The 20951-nt window shown below is 47.5% G+C and carries 15 protein-coding genes, 2 rRNA genes and 2 pseudogenes; 3 read left to right on the top strand and 16 right to left on the bottom strand.

Annotated features, from left to right (window positions below; translation table 11 throughout):
- Nucleotides 1-185: 185 nt before the first annotated feature.
- The 3 genes from IC804_RS12785 to IC804_RS12775 all read right to left on the bottom strand — a co-directional run bounded on the left by IC804_RS12785 (nucleotide 186) and on the right by IC804_RS12775 (nucleotide 6402).
- Nucleotides 186-3114: ribosomal RNA gene (locus IC804_RS12785) — 23S ribosomal RNA — on the bottom strand.
- A gap of 387 nt (nucleotides 3115-3501) precedes the next feature.
- A 16S ribosomal RNA gene (locus tag IC804_RS12780) occupies nucleotides 3502-5058 on the bottom strand.
- Together the 16S and 23S rRNA genes form the textbook arrangement of a ribosomal RNA operon.
- 465 nt (nucleotides 5059-5523) lie before the next feature.
- A complete protein-coding gene (locus tag IC804_RS12775; RefSeq protein ID WP_011886817.1) occupies nucleotides 5524-6402 on the bottom strand; it encodes a nucleotidyltransferase-like protein in 879 nt (292 codons plus the stop codon).
- A gap of 408 nt (nucleotides 6403-6810) precedes the next feature.
- Between IC804_RS12775 and IC804_RS12770 the strand changes: the two genes are divergently transcribed.
- Nucleotides 6811-7164 (top strand): YgzB family protein, encoded by a 354-nt coding sequence (locus IC804_RS12770; RefSeq protein ID WP_008881533.1) that lies wholly within the window; start codon nucleotides 6811-6813, stop codon nucleotides 7162-7164.
- A gap of 26 nt (nucleotides 7165-7190) precedes the next feature.
- Here the strand turns inward: IC804_RS12770 and perR are convergent, their stop codons facing one another.
- From perR to IC804_RS12735, 7 genes are all read right to left on the bottom strand, one after another.
- Nucleotides 7191-7643, bottom strand: a complete 453-nt coding sequence (perR, locus tag IC804_RS12765; protein WP_011886816.1) for a peroxide-responsive transcriptional repressor PerR — start codon at nucleotides 7641-7643, stop codon at nucleotides 7191-7193.
- A gap of 225 nt (nucleotides 7644-7868) precedes the next feature.
- Nucleotides 7869-8345 carry a thioredoxin-dependent thiol peroxidase gene (bcp, locus tag IC804_RS12760; protein ID WP_029761761.1) on the bottom strand — a complete coding sequence of 159 codons (477 nt, stop codon included), beginning with the start codon at nucleotides 8343-8345 and terminating at the stop codon, nucleotides 7869-7871.
- 63 nt (nucleotides 8346-8408) lie between these two features.
- A complete protein-coding gene (locus IC804_RS12755) occupies nucleotides 8409-8813 on the bottom strand; it encodes a potassium channel family protein (protein WP_008881536.1) in 405 nt (134 codons plus the stop codon).
- 185 nt (nucleotides 8814-8998) lie between these two features.
- A complete protein-coding gene (locus IC804_RS12750) occupies nucleotides 8999-9952 on the bottom strand; it encodes an L-lactate dehydrogenase (RefSeq protein ID WP_081157605.1) in 954 nt (317 codons plus the stop codon).
- A gap of 151 nt (nucleotides 9953-10103) precedes the next feature.
- A complete protein-coding gene (locus IC804_RS12745) occupies nucleotides 10104-10889 on the bottom strand; it encodes an ABC transporter permease (protein WP_011886814.1) in 786 nt (261 codons plus the stop codon).
- Nucleotides 10890-10893: 4 nt separating this feature from the next.
- Nucleotides 10894-11685 carry an ABC transporter permease gene (locus IC804_RS12740; RefSeq protein WP_011886813.1) on the bottom strand — a complete coding sequence of 264 codons (792 nt, stop codon included), beginning with the start codon at nucleotides 11683-11685 and terminating at the stop codon, nucleotides 10894-10896.
- The gene (locus tag IC804_RS12735; protein WP_029761758.1) at nucleotides 11678-12682 is read right to left on the bottom strand and encodes an ABC transporter ATP-binding protein; all 1005 of its coding nucleotides are present in this window, start codon (nucleotides 12680-12682) and stop codon (nucleotides 11678-11680) included. The genes IC804_RS12740 and IC804_RS12735 overlap by 8 nt, the downstream gene beginning before the upstream one ends.
- 188 nt (nucleotides 12683-12870) lie before the next feature.
- Here IC804_RS12735 and IC804_RS12730 point away from each other — a divergent pair.
- A pseudogene (locus IC804_RS12730) lies at nucleotides 12871-13916 on the top strand (IS630-like element ISBs2 family transposase).
- 220 nt (nucleotides 13917-14136) lie between these two features.
- Nucleotides 14137-15423, top strand: a complete 1287-nt coding sequence (locus IC804_RS12725) for a glutamate-1-semialdehyde 2,1-aminomutase (RefSeq protein ID WP_029761757.1) — start codon at nucleotides 14137-14139, stop codon at nucleotides 15421-15423.
- Between the two features lie 115 nt (nucleotides 15424-15538).
- Here IC804_RS12725 and IC804_RS12720 read toward each other — a convergent pair whose 3' ends face one another.
- The 6 genes and pseudogenes from IC804_RS12720 to IC804_RS18705 all read right to left on the bottom strand — a co-directional run bounded on the left by IC804_RS12720 (nucleotide 15539) and on the right by IC804_RS18705 (nucleotide 20742).
- Nucleotides 15539-16417, bottom strand: a complete 879-nt coding sequence (locus IC804_RS12720) for an IS982 family transposase (RefSeq protein ID WP_099232982.1) — start codon at nucleotides 16415-16417, stop codon at nucleotides 15539-15541.
- A 298-nt stretch (nucleotides 16418-16715) separates the two neighbouring features.
- Nucleotides 16716-17123 (bottom strand): protein kinase domain-containing protein, encoded by a 408-nt coding sequence (locus IC804_RS12715; RefSeq protein WP_236927521.1) that lies wholly within the window; start codon nucleotides 17121-17123, stop codon nucleotides 16716-16718.
- Nucleotides 17124-17551: 428 nt separating this feature from the next.
- Nucleotides 17552-18829: pseudogene (locus IC804_RS12710) on the bottom strand (IS110 family transposase).
- An 82-nt stretch (nucleotides 18830-18911) separates the two neighbouring features.
- A complete protein-coding gene (locus tag IC804_RS12705; RefSeq protein ID WP_060475569.1) occupies nucleotides 18912-19517 on the bottom strand; it encodes a flavoprotein in 606 nt (201 codons plus the stop codon).
- 14 nt (nucleotides 19518-19531) lie between these two features.
- Complete coding sequence (locus tag IC804_RS18710) at nucleotides 19532-20092, bottom strand: MFS transporter (protein ID WP_223812820.1); 561 nt, start codon at nucleotides 20090-20092, stop codon at nucleotides 19532-19534.
- Nucleotides 20093-20103: 11 nt separating this feature from the next.
- Nucleotides 20104-20742 carry an MFS transporter gene (locus tag IC804_RS18705; RefSeq protein WP_223812819.1) on the bottom strand — a complete coding sequence of 213 codons (639 nt, stop codon included), beginning with the start codon at nucleotides 20740-20742 and terminating at the stop codon, nucleotides 20104-20106.
- Nucleotides 20743-20951: the final 209 nt, after the last annotated feature.

Raw genomic sequence — 20951 nt, 5'->3', positions numbered from 1 at the left:
CTCCGCTTTTCGTACTGTCTAGCTCCGGCCGCCATCGGCTCGCGACGCTTCGGTCCTGCTGTGGCGGCGACACATTGCATACGCTCCTGTGGCACCACCCACGCAGAACCAAGCTTTGCTTGGTTCGAGCCTCCTCGCAGGCCCTCCAGCACGTCTCGCCGATAGGCGGGCGGCCTCCGCTTTTCTAGGTTAAGCCCTCGATCGATTAGTATCCGTCAGCTCCACGTGTCGCCACGCTTCCACCTCGGACCTATCAACCTCGTCATCTTCGAGGGATCTTACTCGCTTAACGCGATGGGAAATCTCATCTTGAGGGGGGCTTCACGCTTAGATGCTTTCAGCGCTTATCCCTTCCGCACATAGCTACCCAGCGGTGCCCCTGGCGGGACAACTGGTACACCAGCGGTGCGTCCATCCCGGTCCTCTCGTACTAAGGACAGCTCCTCTCAAATTTCCTACGCCCACGACGGATAGGGACCGAACTGTCTCACGACGTTCTGAACCCAGCTCGCGTACCGCTTTAATGGGCGAACAGCCCAACCCTTGGGACCGACTACAGCCCCAGGATGCGATGAGCCGACATCGAGGTGCCAAACCTCCCCGTCGATGTGGACTCTTGGGGGAGATCAGCCTGTTATCCCCGGGGTAGCTTTTATCCGTTGAGCGATGGCCCTTCCATGCGGAACCACCGGATCACTAAGCCCGACTTTCGTCCCTGCTCGACCTGTCCGTCTCGCAGTCAAGCTCCCTTGTGCCTTTGCACTCTCCGAATGATTTCCAACCATTCTGAGGGAACCTTTGGGCGCCTCCGTTACCTTTTGGGAGGCGACCGCCCCAGTCAAACTGCCCACCTGACACTGTCTCCCACCCCGATAAGGGGTGCGGGTTAGAATTTCAATACCGCCAGGGTGGTATCCCACCGACGCCTCCACCGAAGCTGGCGCTCCGGCTTCCCTGGCTCCCACCTATCCTGTACAAGCGATACCAAAATTCCATATCAGGCTGCAGTAAAGCTCCACGGGGTCTTTCCGTCCTGTCGCGGGTAACCTGCATCTTCACAGGTAGTATAATTTCACCGGGTCTCTCGTTGAGACAGTGCCCAAGTCGTTACACCTTTCGTGCGGGTCGGAACTTACCCGACAAGGAATTTCGCTACCTTAGGACCGTTATAGTTACGGCCGCCGTTTACTGGGGCTTCGGTTCGCACCTTCGCTTGCGCTAAGCGCTCCCCTTAACCTTCCAGCACCGGGCAGGTGTCAGCCCCTATACTTCGCCTTTCGGCTTCGCAGAGACCTGTGTTTTTGATAAACAGTCGCTTGGGCCTTTTCACTGCGGCTCTTCGGGGCTCATCACCCCAAAGAGCACCCCTTCTCCCGAAGTTACGGGGTCATTTTGCCGAGTTCCTTAACGAGAGTTCTCCCGCGCGCCTTAGGATTCTCTCCTCGCCTACCTGTGTCGGTTTGCGGTACGGGCACCTCTTCCCTCGCTAGAGGCTTTTCTTGGCAGTGTGGAATCAGGGACTTCCGGATCAAATCCGTCGCCATCACAGCTCAGCCTTTACGGCCAGCGGATTTGCCTACTGGCCAGCCTTACTGCTTGGACAGGCTCTTCCAGCCGCCTGCTCACCCTATCCTCCTGCGTCCCCCCATCGCTCAAACGGGAAGGAGGTGGTACAGGAATCTCAACCTGTTGTCCATCACCTACGCCTTTCGGCCTCGGCTTAGGTCCCGACTAACCCTGAGCGGACGAACCTTCCTCAGGAACCCTTAGGCTTTCGGCGCAGAGGATTCTCACCTCTGTTTTCGCTACTCATACCGGCATTCTCACTTCTAAGCGCTCCACCAGTCCTTCCGGTCTGGCTTCGATGCCCTTAGAACGCTCCCCTACCGATGACCAACGGTCATCCCGCAGCTTCGGCGGCACGTTTAGCCCCGGTACATTTTCGGCGCAGAGTCACTCGACCAGTGAGCTATTACGCACTCTTTAAATGGTGGCTGCTTCTAAGCCAACATCCTGGTTGTCTTCGCAACTCCACATCCTTTTCCACTGAACGTGCACTTGGGGGCCTTAGCTGGCGATCTGGGCTGTTTCCCTCTTGACCACGGATCTTATCACTCGTAGTCTGACTCCCAAGGATAAGTCATTGGCATTCGGAGTTTGACTGGGTTCGGTAACCCGATGAGGGCCCCTAGCCCAATCAGTGCTCTACCTCCAAGACTCTCACCTTGAGGCTAGCCCTAAAGCTATTTCGGGGAGAACCAGCTATCTCCAAGTTCGATTGGCATTTCACCCCTACCCACACCTCATCCCCGCACTTTTCAACGTACGTGGGTTCGGGCCTCCAGCCGGTGTTACCCGGCCTTCACCCTGGACATGGGTAGATCACCTGGTTTCGGGTCGACGACGACGTACTCAAACGCCCTATTCAGACTCGCTTTCGCTGCGGCTCCACCTCTTCGGCTTAACCTCGCACGCCATCGTCACTCGCCGGTTCATTCTACAAAAGGCACGCCATCACCCATAAACGGGCTCTGACTACTTGTAGGCACACGGTTTCAGGTTCTCTTTCACTCCCCTTCCGGGGTGCTTTTCACCTTTCCCTCACGGTACTGGTTCACTATCGGTCACTAGGGAGTATTTAGCCTTGGGAGATGGTCCTCCCTGCTTCCGACGGGATTTCCCGTGTCCCGCCGTACTCAGGAGCCGCTCGGGAGGGAACGAAGTTTCGACTACAGGGCTGTCACCTTCTCTGGCCGGCCGTTCCAGACCGGTTCGTCTACCCCGTTCCTTTCTCACTCCCATCTGAGCGGTCCTACAACCCCAAGAGGCACGCCTCTTGGTTTGGGCTGTTCCCGTTTCGCTCGCCGCTACTCAGGGAATCGCATTTGCTTTCTTCTCCTCCGGGTACTAAGATGTTTCAGTTCCCCGGGTGTGCCCTCCATGCCCTATGGATTCAGGCATGGATCCTGCCCCATTACGGGCAGGGGGTTTCCCCATTCGGACATCTCCGGATCAACGCTTGCTTACAGCTCCCCGAAGCGTTTCGGCGTTTGCCCCGTCCTTCATCGGCTCCTAGTGCCAAGGCATCCACCGTGCGCCCTTTCTAGCTTAACCTACAGCGCGTTTCGGCTTCTTCCTTATTGTCTAGCTTCGGCGCCTAGCTCTCTTCCGCCAAATAACCTTCCCCCCTTGGGGTGCAAGCACCCCTGCGGGTGAAGAACATTTGGCTTCGAGAGCTGACCGCGGCACCTCAGCTTTTCCGGTTATCTAGTTTTCAAGGAACGATTTGAAGGAATTCTCATTCCTTCAAAACTGAACGAAACGAAAGCGCAATTTGTTAATGATTGGCCATTAACGGCCTCCGCTTTTCGTGATGTCTAGCTCCAGCGCCTGGCTCTCTTCTGCCAAATAACCTTCCCCCCTCGGGGTGCAAGCACCCCTACGGGTGAAGAACATTTGGCTTCGAGAGCCGACCGCGGCGCTTCCGCTTTTCGTCCTTAGAAAGGAGGTGATCCAGCCGCACCTTCCGGTACGGCTACCTTGTTACGACTTCACCCCAATCACTTGCCCCACCTTCGGCGGCTGGCTCCCGTAAGGGTTACCTCACCGACTTCGGGTGTTGCAAGCTCTCGTGGTGTGACGGGCGGTGTGTACAAGGCCCGGGAACGTATTCACCGCGGCATGCTGATCCGCGATTACTAGCGATTCCGGCTTCATGCAGGCGAGTTGCAGCCTGCAATCCGAACTGAGAGCGGCTTTTTGGGATTCGCTCCCCCTCGCGGGTTCGCAGCCCTTTGTACCGCCCATTGTAGCACGTGTGTAGCCCAGGTCATAAGGGGCATGATGATTTGACGTCATCCCCACCTTCCTCCGACTTTTAGCCGGCAGTCCCTCTAGAGTGCCCAACTGAATGCTGGCAACTAGAGGCAAGGGTTGCGCTCGTTGCGGGACTTAACCCAACATCTCACGACACGAGCTGACGACAACCATGCACCACCTGTCACCCTGTCCCCCCGAAGGGGGAACGCCCAATCTCTTGGGTTGTCAGGGGATGTCAAGACCTGGTAAGGTTCTTCGCGTTGCTTCGAATTAAACCACATGCTCCACCGCTTGTGCGGGCCCCCGTCAATTCCTTTGAGTTTCAGCCTTGCGGCCGTACTCCCCAGGCGGAGTGCTTATCGCGTTAGCTGCAGCACTAAAGGGTGTGACCCCTCTAACACTTAGCACTCATCGTTTACGGCGTGGACTACCAGGGTATCTAATCCTGTTTGCTCCCCACGCTTTCGCGCCTCAGCGTCAGTTACAGGCCAGAGAGCCGCCTTCGCCACTGGTGTTCCTCCACATCTCTACGCATTTCACCGCTACACGTGGAATTCCGCTCTCCTCTCCTGCACTCAAGTCCCCCAGTTTCCAATGACCCTCCACGGTTGAGCCGTGGGCTTTCACATCAGACTTAAAGGACCGCCTGCGCGCGCTTTACGCCCAATAATTCCGGACAACGCTCGCCCCCTACGTATTACCGCGGCTGCTGGCACGTAGTTAGCCGGGGCTTTCTCGTGAGGTACCGTCACCGCGCCGCCTTATTCAAACGGCGCTCCTTCGTCCCTCACAACAGAGCTTTACGACCCGAAGGCCTTCTTCGCTCACGCGGCGTCGCTCCGTCAGACTTTCGTCCATTGCGGAAGATTCCCTACTGCTGCCTCCCGTAGGAGTCTGGGCCGTGTCTCAGTCCCAGTGTGGCCGGTCACCCTCTCAGGCCGGCTACGCATCGTCGCCTTGGTGAGCCGTTACCTCACCAACTAGCTAATGCGCCGCGGGCCCATCCGCAAGTGACAGCCGAAGCCGCCTTTCAACCAAAGACCATGCGGTCTTTGGTGTTATCCGGTATTAGCTCCGGTTTCCCGGAGTTATCCCGGTCTTGCGGGCAGGTTGCCCACGTGTTACTCACCCGTCCGCCGCTGACCAAACAAGAGCAAGCTCTCGTCCGGTCCGCTCGACTTGCATGTATTAGGCACGCCGCCAGCGTTCGTCCTGAGCCAGGATCAAACTCTCCAAAAGAAAGTTGATTGACTTGCGCTTCGTTTCGTTCAGTTTTCAAGGAACAAGTTTGTTTTTCGCTCTCTCGAAGCGACTTCTATATGTTAGCATGTTTATTATGAGTTGTCAACACTTTTTTATTCATCTTGCTTCGCAACGTTTTTTCGTCGCGGCAGCGATTTAAAATATATCATCGTTCGACATAGAAGTCAATAGCTTTTTTTACTTTTTTGGATAGACAGCCCATCTTTGCTGGGCTGCCGAAATTTCTTCAACCATTCTGTGTTCATGATCTAAACTTTCATGCCTAACCGAAATTGATACGCTCCTTCCGCCTACGATAGCGAAGGCGGTGCGCTCGGGTTCCCCCGTCTCATTACAAAAAGTTAACGGGTGTGATTCCGTACAATGACACTTCCCCCTCAAAGTTGAGGAACCTCTTTCTGAAACAGGTTAAACAAAGGGGAGCCCAGACGGAAAGGCTCATCAGTTTTTCTCTTCCTGCAAAGTATAATAACGTTCAAACATTTTTTCCCCATTTGTCGGTACCTCTACCGCACTTAACACTTTTCTTTCTACTAAATATTCAAGCATGATGGTAAGGTCGACCGAATAGGGGGCAAACTGTGGGTGGTGGGTCATTTCCTCGATACTCCACGCTCCCTCTTTTTGCTTTAGCACCTCACATAAATGGGAGGATCCTGGTGCCACAAAAGAATGAATTAAAAATTCGCTCGCCAGCAACAGAAGCTCGAGTCGTTTTGGAAGCGGTTCTTCGCTACCGACTAACTCCTCATATAATTTATAAATTTGCCCATCCATTTGCTTTACTTGATTCCATACCGTCACTTCCGGATAAAGGCCATGCTCGATGACTGTTAACCGTGCTAAATGGTGCAAGGCGTGCATCATATGGTTGTATGAATCAAGCCAATGTCGAGCACTAAACAGTGCCTTGCCATCAGTATAACGACGAATCAGTTTGGCAAATTCCAATCCCATTTTCAGCTGCCGTTCCCTAGGAGGAAATTGCTCAAGACGTTGACGCAACTGCCAAACGTAGTCATTGCGGTCAAACACGATTTTTCCATTGAATACCCAATCGACGGCCTTTCGATGTGACCCGAGAACAAACCATTCGTTTAATTTTTGTTCATTCACTGCATAAAGTGCTGCCTTCTCACCATTAATCGAGTAATGCTTTAAAAACAATGGCTCACTTTGCAAATCGACAATGACGAGCAACAACGCATCAAACGTATCTGTCACCGTCTCATGTCCCTCATTTTTCTCAATCAGTAAAATTCCGAGCGTATTGCAACGGCTTGCCCATTCTTGATAAATGGGACGCAGCAATTCTTCCATAAATCGTTCCCGTTACAGAAAACAGGTAAAGCTGTGACATCTTCCGAGCTCTCCCCCTCAAAAAAATCGACGGAGAGAGCATATTTTCTTTCACTTTTGGGGCCAGTTGTTTTTCTGTAACGGCTTCCTCCCTTCCAACGTCGTCAATGATTCAACCTTGTTTTATACAGATAACAAAAATGTTGCTAGCGGCCGTTTATGCTGCGATTACATGCATCCCACAATCTATGTCTTATTGCTATCGTTCGTTCCTCGGCAAAGATGAGAATTCGTTGTTGTCGTTCGTTATTCGACAAAAGACGAGAAATTCCTCTATTCTGAGTAAAAAACGCCCATCAATTTTGTTGATTTCTCCTTCACGATTGTCCCCTGTTTTATGGTATAGTGATGTATGTAGGAGGGACGACCATGGGTATCAAATATTCGAGTAAAATCAACAAAATTCGCACATTTGCTTTAAGCTTGATTTTCGTCGGCGTCATCGTCATGTATCTTGGGCTGTTTTTCCGCACGTCCCCGATCATCATGACGCTGTTTATGGTGCTTGGACTTTTATTTCTCGTCGCAAGTGGCATCGTGTACTTTTGGATCGGTACACTCTCAACGAGAGCTGTCCAAGTCGTTTGTCCATCATGCGGTAAGGTGACGAAAATGCTTGGACGCGTTGATTTATGTATGTTTTGCCGCGAGCCCCTGACGTTGGATCGCGAACTTGAAGGAAAAGAATTCGATGAGAAATACAATAAAAAAAGAAAAAACTGATAGCCGCTGTCGCGCTATCAGCTTTTTTAATGTGTCCGCCCCTTCTCGTTTTGACAGTCAGGGCATACTCCATACACTTCCATGCGATGATGATCGACTTTAAATCCAGTAACATGAGCAGCTAGCTGCTCAACTTCATCGAGCGCTGGATAATGAAAATCCACGATTTTGCCACACTGTTCACAAATGACGTGATAATGATTGGATGTGACAAAATCGAACCGGCTTGACGAATCACCGTATGTCAACTCTTTGACAAGCCCGACCTCTTTAAAGACGCGCAAGTTATTGTAGACGGTAGCTACGCTCATATTAGGAAATTTCCCTTCGAGCGCTTTATATATTTCATCAGCCGTCGGATGGGACATCGAGCTGATCAAATACTCCAATATCGCATGACGCTGTGGCGTGATGCGTATGCCCGTCTTTTTCAGCATGTCCAGCGCTTCCTTCAGTTGCTCGTTGACAGACACCGTCATGCACCTCACTCTCTGCAAAAGATAAAAAAAATTATCATTTTATAATATTTATAATTAGTCTACAAGGAATGTATGCCTTTTGTCAATATAGATACCATTAATATATGGGCTTAAACGTTCTTTTAACAAAAAAAGGGGGCAGAAATATTTTCCGCCCACCACATTTCATTCATTTGAGGAGGTTACTATGTATCATATGTAAAACAGTTTATGTCGCTTGGACGCTTACCTAGATGAGGCCAATTGGGCAACTTCCGCAAGCGCCTCATCGACGTGTCCTTTTACTTTCACCCCGCGCCATTCCTTTACCAACGTTCCATCGGGAGCAATAATGAATGTCGAGCGCTCAATGCCCATATATTCCTTACCAAAATTCCGCTTTTTCTTCCAAACCCCATATAGTTCTGCTACGTGATGTTGTTCATCGGAAAGAAGCAAAAACGGCAGTTGATATTTCTCAATAAACGTTTCATGCCGCTTAACTGGGTCCGTGCTTACCCCTAAAATAACGGCATTCAACCTGGTAAACTGCTCATAGCGGTCACGAAAGTCACATGCTTCAGTCGTGCATCCAGGCGTCATGTCTTTCGGATAAAAATAAAGCACGACATATTGGCCTCGGAAGTCTGAAAGCGAAACCATTTTCCCGTTGCTTGCCGGCAAGGTGAAATCCGGGGCTGGTTGGCCAATGGCAATTATCATGACGTTCCCTCCGTCTGCTTTATTTTCTTTTAGCGTAACGGAGTGGGAAGAAAATTGCAACTGTTAGCGGCGGTCCCAATCAAATACGGTGCGCGCTACGATGACAGCTGGCATAATGTAGCCGAGCAACGCCTCAGTGATCGCGATCCACCGTCCGATGCCGATCGGGGTCACATCTCCGTATCCCACTGATAAGAGCGTTATGCCGCTTAAGTACAAGCTATCCCCAAGCAAAGACAAGCGGTTATCCACGTCGCTATTTGAGGACGGAGTGAACACTGCATGGCCATTCACCTGCAAAATCATATAAATCATGGCAAAACCGAGCAGCATCGTTACATACCATTGAACGAGCACCCACAGACTGTCGAGTGAGAGGCGGTGCGTCGCTTGAACGCGCGCTGTCCAAATTGAGGTGATGCTACCGAGCAGTACGGCGGTAACCACTCCGAGGAAGGCGTAATCCATCACATTCCCTCCATCCTTGTCCGTTGTTCATATATACGTGGCCGAATGGACAATTATGACGGAGTGAACCGCCGCGATCTCGATAGTGATCGTACTTGAAACAGCAGCGTCAAGCTGCGCTGCCTGCCTAGACTACCCGTTTAGCAGAGCCCTTCTCCATTTTTGTAGAAAGTTAACGCCTTGACTTACTGCGCAAAGGAGCGAGCCAACACACCTTTCAGTGTCGCTGCGCTATGTTGAAACCATTTTTGCTCGTTATCGTCTAGCTCAAGCTCAATCACTTCGCGAATACCATGACGGTTGATGACCGCCGGTACACCGATATAGACGTCACGTTCGCCATATAAACCGTCTAAGTAAGCCGAGACGGTCAAAATAGCGTTTTCGTTATGCAAAATGGCGCGCGTCACGCGGGCGAGCCCCATGGCAATGCCGTAGTACGTCGCCCCTTTTTTCTCGATAATTTGATAAGCGGCATCACGAACGTTGACAAAAATGTGCTCCAGCTCTTCCCTTGCCTGCTCTCCTTTTGATTCGATCAACTTGCGGATCGGCACGCCGCCGATATCAGCCTGACTCCAGACCGGAAGCTCAGTATCGCCGTGTTCGCCAATAATGTAGGCATGTACATTCGTCGGGGCAATATCGAAGTACTCACCTAACAAAAAGCGGAACCGTGCCGTATCTAAAATTGTCCCCGAACCGATCACCCGCTCATAAGGCAAGCCACTGAACTTCCATGTCGCGTAGGTCAAAATGTCGACCGGATTGGTAGCGACAAGAAACAACCCTTGAAACCCGGACGCCATAACCGATTCGACAATCGAACGGAAAATGGCGATATTTTTATCGACTAGATCGAGCCTCGTCTCACCTGGTTTTTGGTTGGCACCGGCGCAAATGACGACTAAATCAGCATCACGACAATCACGATAATCCCCATACCAAATGTTGGTGGGATTCGGTGCAAACACTTTCCCATGGTTTAAATCCATCGCATCGCCCTTGGCTTTATTTTCATTTGCATCAATGAGCACAATCTCATCAGCAATCCCTTGATTCATTAAAGCAAATGCATAGCTGGAACCGACAAACCCTGTGCCGACAACCGCTACTCTGTTTCCTCCTCCGTTTTTCATCACTATTCTCCCTTCTTATTATTGTGAATACATTCACAAATTATTTTACGCGATGAAATCGAAACTATGCGTAAACGATTATGGCAATTGTTTGGACGTTGTTTGTCATTTTCATGACAACCTCCATTAAGCAAAAAAATGGACGAGGCAGTTAACTCCCCGTCCCTCGGTACCTCCTAACCCCGGCGTTCCAAAGCATTATAGCGATGGCGAAAAACAGCGCGCCAACAACCGGGGTCATAAACGCATAATCATACCACTCTTGCTTGTTAAGAAAATACGAAGCCGGATAGACGCCAACAAAGGCAAACGGAAGCACCCATGTTAAAATATAGCGAATGACCCGATGATAAATATCGATCGGATAGCGGCCATAGCTGCTAATGTTGTACATCATCGGCATAATCGAGGTGCGAGCATCAGCGAAAAAGCTAATGGTTGCCAGCGAAATGAAAATGCCGGCGTAAATGAACGCACCGCCGATCACAAGTAAAATAAAGATAAAGAAGTCATACCAATGAAACGTCAGCGATAACCGGACACTAGCGTACGCCATAATGATCAATCCCGGTATAGCCCCTAACAACGATTCGAGCTCCATCCGTTCGAGAATGATCTGAAATAGGCTGTGCACCGGGCGAGTCAACACACGGTCCATTTCTCCTTGGACAATATAGCGCTCATTGAAATCCCATAGATTAAAAAAAGCGCCAAATACCGCATACGGCACAAGAAAAAAGCCGTAAATAAACAAAATTTCATCGCGCGTCCAACCGTGAAGGAGCGGTGTATGGCCAAAAACGACGAGCAAAAACACGAGATTGACTGCCTGAGCCATGAAGTCGGACAACCACTCAATGAGCAAATCGGTACGGTATTGCAATTTTGTTTTCATATATTGCGCCATGTATTGAAAAAAGACCGATATATAAAACAATCGTTTACCCCCCTTGCACGACGAGCCGCTTTTTCGCCATCCGCCATAACAACCCGATTGGTAAAAGCAACAGCGCGCACCATGCCACCTGCACGATCAAGCCGTCACGAACGTCGGCGCCTTGGAAGCTTTCCGTAATGATCATGCTTGGGATGTAGCTAATCGCCTGAAACGGAAAATAATCCATCAGTCGTTGCGCCCAATCCGGATAAAAGGAAACGGGCAAAATGAGCCCGGAAAACAGATCGATGATAAACCGTTTCGCCCTGAGCAACCCTTCGTTACGGAATGTAAAAAACGTCACCACCCCCGCTAGCAAGTTCAGCTCTGAATAAATAACAAAGCTAAGCAGGAGCGACAAACTAAATGACAGCCATGTATGGGCGTTTTCTGGAAACTGAAGCGGCAAAAAGAGCGACACGACTAAAAGCCCGGGCAACGACAAAAAGAACAAACGGAACAACCCTTCGCCGAGCCCTTGAACCGCCTTCATCCCTAAATAGCTGTATGGGCGAATGAGCTCGGTCGCTACTTTTCCATCGCGAATTTCCATAGCGATTTCACGGTCGATGTTGTTAAAATAAAATGCCCTTGACAGCCAAGAAATGGCAACATACGTCGTCATTTGTCCAAGCGACATCCCTTGCATCGACGGTTTGTCCCCGTAAATAGCCGCCCAAAGGAAATAATACGCCGCAATGTTAATAGCATAAATAAGAATGCCAGTATAATAGTTTGTCCGATAGGCAAGCATCATTAAAAAGCGGATGCGGATCATTTCCACATATTTATCCATGGACCGCACCTTCCTCATAGATATTGCGGACAATCTCTTCCGTTGACACTTCATGAATGCGGATATCTTGCAGCGCATAGCGGGCGGCGACGCGGCTGACGACTTCCGGAACTCCTCCTGATGGAACGTGCGCCACCCAGACGTTGGACTGTTCGCCTTTTTTCCAGACAACATCCAATCCGGCGGTCAGCTCTTGCAAGATGGAGGCGTCCTTTCCTTCAGCAAATGTAAAGGCGACCCGTTTTCCTTGCCCCCATTTTTCTTTTAACTGCTCAAGCGAACCATCGTAAATGATTTTCCCTTCATCGAGCATAATCACCCGCTCGCACAGCGCTTCGATATCCGACATATCGTGCGTCGTCAATAAAATCGTCGTTCCATACCGTTCGTTCAACTGTTTCAAAAACTGGCGGATGTTGAGCTTGACAAGCACATCTAGACCGATTGTCGGCTCATCTAAAAACAATAGGGGCGGATTGTGAATGAGCGCAGCGGCGAGCTCGCAGCGCATCCGCTGCCCGAGCGACAGCTTGCGCACCGGTTTGTCAAGGAGCGGGCCGATCTCAAGCATCTCAATTACTTCGCTCATATGGCGAGCGTATTGCTCATCCGGGACACGGTACACCTTTTTTAACAGTCGGAACGACTCTTGAACAGCGATGTCCCACCATAATTGTGAGCGCTGGCCGAAGACAACACCGATTGTCCGCACAAATTTCTCCCGCTCCTTATGCGGGTTCATCCCATTGACAATGATGCGACCGGATGTCGGTGTCAAAATGCCAGTCAACATTTTGATCGTCGTCGATTTGCCAGCACCGTTTTCGCCGATATAGCCGACCATTTCCCCTTGCTTGACGGTAAAGGAGATGCCGTCAACCGCACGAACCGTCATGTAACGGCGCGTCCATAAATCACGAAACGCTCCGACGAGGCCGGAGCGGCTTTTGTGCACTTTAAATTCTTTTCGCAACTCCTCTACTTCAATAGCGTTCATCCTTCTCCTCCTGCCTCTCTTTGAAGTGAACAAACGAAGACAGGCTGCCGCCTTCCTTCTATGTTGCAATTATACATAAATCCATGTTATTTTCACCTGTTTTGTCTTCTATATAAATTGAAATAAAGGTTTTCTCCCGTTCCACGGCGAATAAATACAAAGAGAAAATAGGGGAACGGAGAGAAAATATGATGCCAAATCACAAAGACGAGATCGAAAAGTTGTCCACTGCCATGAAAGAAGCAAAAAGTAAACGAGCATATGAACGCTACCAAGCGATTTATCTTCATTTGCAGGGATATACCAAAGGAGAAATCGCAACGATTATTGGTCGATCCAAGAAAACTATTTATAACTATATTCATGCCTACGCCCAGCGCGGTCTTGATGGACTGGAGATGAAATACTCACCTGGCGCCCCACGTCGATTGACCCCTGAGCAGGAAAAAGAGCTGGCTTTGATCATTGAACATCAGCTCCCCGTAGATGTGGGATTCGAAGCAAAATATAATTGGACGCTTGCGATAATCGCTGAACTCATTCAACAAAAGTGGGGGCCAACATACACGCTTCGCGGAACAAGTGACATTCTGCATCGGTTAGGGCTAAGCTATACGAAACCGACCTATACACTAGCCAATGCCGATGAAGAGAAACAAAAAGAATTCGTCGAAATCACCTTCCCTGAAGTAAAAAAAACTGGTAGATGGGAACATCGCCCATGTCCTCTTTCAAGATGAGTCGATGATTCGTGATTACCAAGCGATTCAAAAAACATGGTTTGTCAAAGGAAAACAACGAATCATTCCGACGTTTGGAAAACATCAAGGGCTGAAGCTGATTGGCACGTTGAACTACGAAACAGGGGGAAGTGTTTTGCATCGAAGAAGAATGCTATGACGCGGAAACATTTCTTCGATTTCTTCAACTTGTGTTAGAACGCTATCCCACAGGCAAAATAGTGATGATTTTAGATAACGCTCGAATTCACCATGCCAAACTCATTCAGCCATTTTTAAAAGAACACGAAGATCGGTTAGAGCTCGTCTTTTTGCCACCATACAGTCCGCAATTGAACTTGATTGAAGGGCTATGGAAATGGCTGAAATCAGACGTGATTTACAACGTGTTCTATTCGAGTGTGCAAGAAATTAGAAAGAATGTCCAAGCCTTTATTCAGCGAATCAACCAGAAACCAGAACAAACGATCGATCGTTTGTGTGTTCAGTTGTAAATCTTTAATTCAACTTATATAGAAGCTGGCGAGGAATTTGTGGAAATATCTTTAATGTGCTGAAAACGCATATCCTATATCGGTTGTCGGCTTACTTTTCCCCCTCGTCTCCCGCAATGACCAAATGATGTCTTCTCTCTAGCGAGCACGACAGCCACAGTGAACAGCACATTATGGTAAAATAAAGGGGCAGTCATCGGAAACAGGAGGATATCAAGCGATGCAGTGGACAAAATCGGAACAATTATATGAAGAAGCACTTCGACACATTGTCGGCGGGGTGAACAGCCCATCCCGCTCATATAAAGCAGTCGGCGGTGGCGCTCCGGTCGTCATGGAACGGGCGCAAGGGGCCTATTTCTGGGATGTAGATGGCAACAAATACATTGACTATTTGGCCGCCTACGGACCGATCATTACCGGACATGCCCACCCGCACATCACCGCGGCCATCCAGCGCGCCGCGGAAACAGGGGTGTTGTACGGCACACCGACACCGCACGAAATTACATTTGCGAAAATGTTAAAAGAAGCGATTCCTTCACTTGAGAAAGTGCGGTTTGTCAACTCAGGAACAGAAGCAGTGATGACGACCATCCGCGTCGCTCGAGCTTACACCGGCCGCAGCAAAATCGTTAAATTCGCCGGCTGCTATCACGGTCACTCCGACCTCGTGCTTGTCGCCGCCGGCTCAGGTCCTTCGACATTAGGGACGCCGGATTCAGCTGGCGTGCCGCAAAGCATTGCCCAAGAAGTCATTACGGTGCCATATAATGATGTGGAATCATTCCGTGAGGCGATGAACGTTTGGGGCGAACACGTCGCGGCCGTATTGGTTGAACCGATCGTCGGCAACTTCGGAATTGTCCTTCCGAAACCCGGCTTTTTAGAAGCCGTGAACGATATCGCCCATGAAGCCGGGGCGCTCGTTATTTATGATGAGGTCATCACTGCTTTCCGTTTTATGTACGGGGGAGCGCAAAACTTGCTTGGCATTGAACCTGACATGACGGCCATGGGGAAAATTATCGGTGGCGGCTTGCCGATTGGGGCGTACGGCGGACGCCAAGATATTATGGAACAAGTTGCTCCGCTTGGCCCAGCCTACCAAGCTGGGACGATGGCTGGTAATCCAGCATCGATGCTCGCAGGTATCGCCTGCCTCGAAGTGTTGAAACAAGAAGGCGTATACGAGCATCTTGACCGGCTTGGCGCCATGCTCGAAGAAGGGATCATGACTCATGCCCGCCAATGCGGCCTGCCGGTAACTATCAATCGCCTCAAAGGCGCGCTGACTGTCTTCTTTACAGAAGAAAAAGTTGAAAACTATGAGCAGGCCCAGCGGAGCGATGGCGAGTTGTTTGCGAAATTTTTCAAGCTAATGCTCAAGCAAGGCGTCAATCTCGCACCGTCCAAGTATGAGGCATGGTTTATTACTCTCGCCCATACAGAAGACGACATCGCCTACACGATTGACGCGGTCGGTCGCGCGTTCCGACAACTATAATCGGCATGGCATGCGACCCTTGCCTCTAGCAGGCTAAAGAAAAATGAATGTTTCCCGACAACTGCCATTTTTGAAAGGCTCAAAAACAACGTTTACCCGTGGTGCTAGTTGAACTTTAACGCTCAACTAGCCCAAGAATGACGAGTGAATAAGCGAGTAAAATGCCATCCAAAGATGATTCAAATCCAGAAACAGAGTTGGATCGAATCTCTGTGATCCGGTACTGATCAATGAGAACGGAAAACACGGTTTCAATGACTTTGCGCTTTCGTTTCATCCATCGTTTCCATGCTTTCGATTGATGGATTTTCTGGTTTTTCCGAACGGGCGTCCAAAAAGTGATCTTGTATTCATCATACAGCTTCTTTTGCAAGTCTTGGCTCACATATCCTTTGTCACCAAGTGTATACGGATGAGGAAGTTGGACCATCACGGTTTCCGCAGCTGTCCGGTCGTGACAGGATGCTTCGGTGACGACATATCCCATCGGAAGCGCTTGGTCAGTGATCTGGAGATGAAGCTTCAATCCATAGTAAGCCATCTTTTTGGATGCACAATACCCAATATCTGCGATTCCTTGAAACCGTTTGACGCGATATATTCGTACGTGGTGGCAGAGTTCAATGGGTAAGCTATCCACTACCGCATAAGCATGATGTTGCCCACGTTTGGCTAGTTGATATCGGATCCATTTGACGGCAAAGCCAAGATTTCGACAACGACGGTTATATCGAGAGCGTTCAGGAAATAAATCTTTCGAAAATAAGTTTCCGATCACAAATCGGTGCCAAGCTCGTTCGGATGTAAAACCTAACAACTTTCCAAGAACATGGACGGCGATGATGACCTCATCTTCTTGCTTCAACAAATGGCGATTTCGACGTTGTAAATACATCTGAATTAAAGACAATTGTCCAGATACAAAGAATAAAATCGCTGCATATTGTTTTTGAATTTTCGCTTCGTCTGTTGTAAAATGAAAGTGCTCTTGCATGTGAACTCTCCTTTTGAATGTTTGGTAGCACTTTCATTTTAAAGGAGATCCTTCATGCAAGGGCTATTTTTATACTTATCTCATTTTATCTAGCACCACGGGTATAAACATTAAATTTATAGAAATTCAGAAATATGGATACCCACTTTACATCTATAGAGGTGGGACTTCTCTAGGAATCTAGAAGCGCCTCTCAACCCTTGATAAAGAAGGGTTCAGAGGCGATTTGTTTACTTAGTAATCGTCGAATTCTCATAACAAAAATTACAGGTGTTCTCAATATTTAATTCAATTTAATTTAACATTTGATTTCTGATTTGAGAGAAGGTAACACTACCCTTATCAGTTCTTCTCTCATTTCCTTAACACTTGTAAAACGTTCTTCTTTATTTGCTGAAACAGCTTTTAAAATAAATTTCTTGAGCTCAGTATTTTTTTCTCTTGTGAATTCACCTTTTCGGCCAGTAAGTATAAAATAAATCACTTGGGCAAGTGCATATGTTTCATGCCTTATCTCGTAATTTTCAAAACCAACTTTTCTTAAATCAGAATAATCATTAATAACCCCTTTTATTTCCGTACCTTGTCTAGTTAATTTACTCTCAGGACGCTTCACCAAACCAAAGTCCGTCACTTTTACCCATGAAGAACCATCATCATATTGTTTAATTAAAATATTTTGATAACTAATATCCCTATGTAAAATTCCTTTTGAATGGATGTATTCAAATGCGTTTAATAATTGAATAACTAAATCTCTCCCTCTATAAATGTTGATATATCAACGGTTGTAGCCGTTTCAGGGGTGTCAAAAAAATATTTTTCGACAAAGTTCCTAACATTATTTCTTAAATATGTGTATATCTTACATTGACTGGGTACGCTTCGCGGCCACTACTGGTTAAATTTGGTTGTAGTGGAGGAAGCGTATGGGATGCACCGTGGATCTCTGCATCGCTGATGATGACGAACCCTCCCATGTCTCTTGGCATCCTTGTGCCTACATTCCTTCGTTCGGTCTAGTCATCAGGCAGAGGCCGGCTAAGCTCCTTTAGGGGCTCAAGGTCGAATGGATGATATCGCGCCAGCTTCTCCGTGTCATCCTTGTTGTCTAGAGAATCGAGACTATAGGCATCAAGCAGCCGTTTCGAGGCCAAAGATATCCTGCATCATTCGCTTCACGTCAAACGCCTGTCGTTTCGTACACACCGCATGCAGTACCTTCAGTAATTTTCCGCATAACACTACAATGGATTGCTTCTTCCGCAACGGATTATCAGGACGTGTCGTGTAATATTCGTGCAGCTACCGAAACGCTTCGTTGTGGCGGATCATCGGCATCATCACCCGGAACAGAAGGGCGCGCAACCGCCTTCTTCCACGCTTGGAGATCCGTTTTTGCCCTTTGTGTTGGCCGGAGGAATGTTCCCGCAGCGTCAGGCCCGCTAATTTGATAAGCTGCCGCGGATCCTGATAATGGGAGAAACTCCCGATCTCTGATAACAGTTCTACGATGGTCGCATCGCCTAAGCCTGGAACGGTCTTCAACCATTCGTACTCGACCGATGTCTGTACGAGTTCGATCAGCTGCTCTGTCAGTGCCTCGATTTCTTCTTCCAGTTGGCGGTACCGGCGGACAAGCGTGGCAATTTCGATACGGGCCATCTGTTGTCCTTCCGTTACGCCAATGGAGTGTTGGGCCAATTCCATCAACTTCTTCGCTTTCGGTTTTTGTGGCGATTGTAATCCCTCACTTTGCCGGTAAAGGGCCAGCACCTCTTCCAGTTCTTTTCCTGCCAGATCACTCGGAAATGGCGTATATTCCAGCACCGCGAGCGCCATTTTCCCAAATGACGGGAAGACTTGGGAAAACTCCGGAAAATATCGATCAAGCCAGCGAATCATTTGATTTCGAATCGCTCCCTGTTCTTCCACCAATTTGGAGCGAAATGTCGCTCCAACGCGCAGTTCGGCCTCCATCCCTTTCAGAATGCGCGGATAGCTGAATCGGCCGTCTTTCACTAACCGGGCAATGACGAGCGCGTCTTTCGCATCATGCTTGGTTGGAAGATTGTCGTCCAGCTCTTTGGATCGCTTCACGTGCATCGGGTTTGTCATGACGAGAGGAATGCCCTTCTCGTCAAGAAAGTAAGCGAGATTGAGCCAATAATGTCCCGTTGGCTCGATGCCAACGATCACTTCCGTTTTTTCAAATTCCTCCATCGCTTTCACGATGCACTGGTACAACCATTCCAACCCTTCTCTGGATTGCGGAACGGGAAACGATTTTTTCAGCACCCTCCCTCGCTCATCCACAAAGCAGGCGTAATGCTTCTTTTTCGCGATATCCATGCCAACGACGAGCGTTTGATCGGTGACTTGATTAATCTTCTTGTTTGAGATAGAATTCATGTATAGTCCTCCTTGGTATCCAAATTAGGGGTCAATTCATCCGATTGACACCCCCGAATCATACCAAGAGGGCTTTTTTTATTCAAGTCCCCGAAAAAACTTCTAACAGGAATGCTCCTTTCAATTCATTGTCTGACTGCTGTATATGTCTCTGTATATACTCAGCTACTGTATATGGGGGAGGTACATGTCCATAATCTACTTTTTCTCCGGTTGCAGTTATCCATGCATTTCCACTAGGAAATACAACTTTATGTCCAAAACTGATCAGCTTTTTAGCATTGTATTGTGTAACTTTTGCATCCCACATGTTTGGCCCCATATTTGGGAAAAAGACAACAGGTCTTGGAGAGCATAAAACCAGCATGGTTAACAAATTATCAGCTATTCCGTTTGCACACTTCGCTAAAGTATTAGCAGTACAAGGCAAAATTATGAAAATATCCGCCCAGTCATGTAAAAAGGAATGAGGAACTCTATTTCGTGTATACTCCTTTGGAAAATCGTACATATCCTGATATGCAGGAGCATCAGCGTGCGCCGCCAAAAAATTGACATCAATAAATTTCTGAACGTTCGATGTACAAACTAGTCTAATGTTAGCATCTAGTTTTTCTCTAAAAACTCGTAAATACATAGGTAGTTCAACAACTCCTGAAGAACCTGTAACGCCAACTAATATATTCAAGCTTAACACCTCCTTTACATTACAGTTTCTCTTGGCGTACCTTTTCTCTCATTAATTAATAACGAAGATAAACTAGTAACTATACCCAAAGCACCTGCAATGAAGAAAAGATATTTTATATTGAAATAATCAACACTGACCCCAAAAATAAACTGGGCTACTGGCGTTGAAAGCATTGAAATCGCCATCATAATACTATTAACTCTTCCTAATAAATGAATAGGCACAGAACGTTGAACAAAAGTAGGTATAAGGACTCCTATAAAACCAGTAATTAAGCCAATTACAAAAACAAAAATTAGAATAATCAAAAAATTTTGGGTGAAACATAGTGCGGCAATACCAGTAGCTTGTAAAAGAAAAGATAAATAAATAATCTTCAATTCAACCCTGTGAATGCTTTTAACTGAAAAGATTAAACCAGTTAACAAACTTCCCATTGACATCGATGAATATATATATCCTAAATACTTAGCATCATCACTAACATTTTTAGCTAAAAAAGGGAACAATACATTAACCCCGTTTGCTCCAATATTTACAAAAAACATAGTTATAACCAAATAAAAAATCATTTTTTGTCTATTCAAAAACTAAAACCAAGTCTTAAATCCGAAAAGTAAGAAGTTTTGTCATTATTATCGTTCATATTTTCAAGATGACTATTTTTAGAGTCAATAAACAAAATTAAAAAAGTTGAAAATACATATAAGATAGAAATGGCTATCAAGGAATGTTCTATTGAGATTGATTCAACCATCCAAGCGGCGATTAAAGGTCCCAAAATGATCGTTGTTCTTACAACAGTGAAGTATTGACTATTGAGACGACTCAAATATTCAGTAGCGACTAATCTTGGCTTTATTGATTCTGAGGCTGACCAATAAAAAGCATCAATCGCTCCAAACAAAACGGAGACCATTATGAGAATTACAAAAGAGATAGTATGATCCCATAACAGAATAGCCAAAACTAACACAATGATTGCCCTTATCATGTCTGACAACCACAGAAACAACTTTGCCCCTATTCGATCAATAACCGGTCCGCAAAGAAGCCCAGCAATAAATCTCGACAAACCTAGGGAAAATAAAACTGCTCCCATCAAAAAACCTGATTGTAAAACATCAGCAATATACCAAGCTATAACAACACTGTATATGACATCCCCCAAGTTTGAAAGAAACGTTGCTATACAAAATTTTGTAGCGTTCAAAATGATCACCCTTAGAAAGATTGAGACTAGGCATGTAATGCACTTGTGAAACAGAACAAAATCAAAACATAGGATAAGGGGCGGTTTTAATATAACTAAATATTCATTATATTACAATTATTACAATAATTATTTTATTTGGAAAATACGGTACCGTCAAGAATTTTGTGTAATGTAATGGGGTAGGGTTTCTCTGAAATGGATTTGAATTGATAGGG

The sequence above is a fragment of the Geobacillus sp. 47C-IIb genome (assembly GCF_014679705.1).
GTDB classification, from domain to species: domain Bacteria; phylum Bacillota; class Bacilli; order Bacillales; family Anoxybacillaceae; genus Geobacillus; species Geobacillus thermodenitrificans.
The sequence above is the reverse complement of the archived record's forward strand: the minus strand, read 5'-3'. Positions and strand labels throughout refer to the sequence as shown.

What these genes read in the sequence shown, in the direction of transcription:
- IC804_RS18710 (WP_223812820.1), bottom strand. Translation starts at nt 20,092, where the DNA reads ATGATTTTTTATTTGGTTATAACTATGTTTTTTGTAAATATTGGAGCA.
- IC804_RS12755 (WP_008881536.1), bottom strand. Translation starts at nt 8,813, where the DNA reads ATGGATTACGCCTTCCTCGGAGTGGTTACCGCCGTACTGCTCGGTAGC.
- IC804_RS12720 (WP_099232982.1), bottom strand. Translation starts at nt 16,417, where the DNA reads ATGCAAGAGCACTTTCATTTTACAACAGACGAAGCGAAAATTCAAAAA.
- bcp (WP_029761761.1), bottom strand. Translation starts at nt 8,345, where the DNA reads ATGATAATTGCCATTGGCCAACCAGCCCCGGATTTCACCTTGCCGGCA.
- IC804_RS12770 (WP_008881533.1), top strand. Translation starts at nt 6,811, where the DNA reads ATGGGTATCAAATATTCGAGTAAAATCAACAAAATTCGCACATTTGCT.
- IC804_RS12740 (WP_011886813.1), bottom strand. Translation starts at nt 11,685, where the DNA reads ATGGATAAATATGTGGAAATGATCCGCATCCGCTTTTTAATGATGCTT.
- IC804_RS12725 (WP_029761757.1), top strand. Translation starts at nt 14,137, where the DNA reads ATGCAGTGGACAAAATCGGAACAATTATATGAAGAAGCACTTCGACAC.
- IC804_RS12775 (WP_011886817.1), bottom strand. Translation starts at nt 6,402, where the DNA reads ATGGAAGAATTGCTGCGTCCCATTTATCAAGAATGGGCAAGCCGTTGC.
- perR (WP_011886816.1), bottom strand. Translation starts at nt 7,643, where the DNA reads ATGACGGTGTCTGTCAACGAGCAACTGAAGGAAGCGCTGGACATGCTG.
- IC804_RS12735 (WP_029761758.1), bottom strand. Translation starts at nt 12,682, where the DNA reads ATGAACGCTATTGAAGTAGAGGAGTTGCGAAAAGAATTTAAAGTGCAC.
- IC804_RS12750 (WP_081157605.1), bottom strand. Translation starts at nt 9,952, where the DNA reads ATGAAAAACGGAGGAGGAAACAGAGTAGCGGTTGTCGGCACAGGGTTT.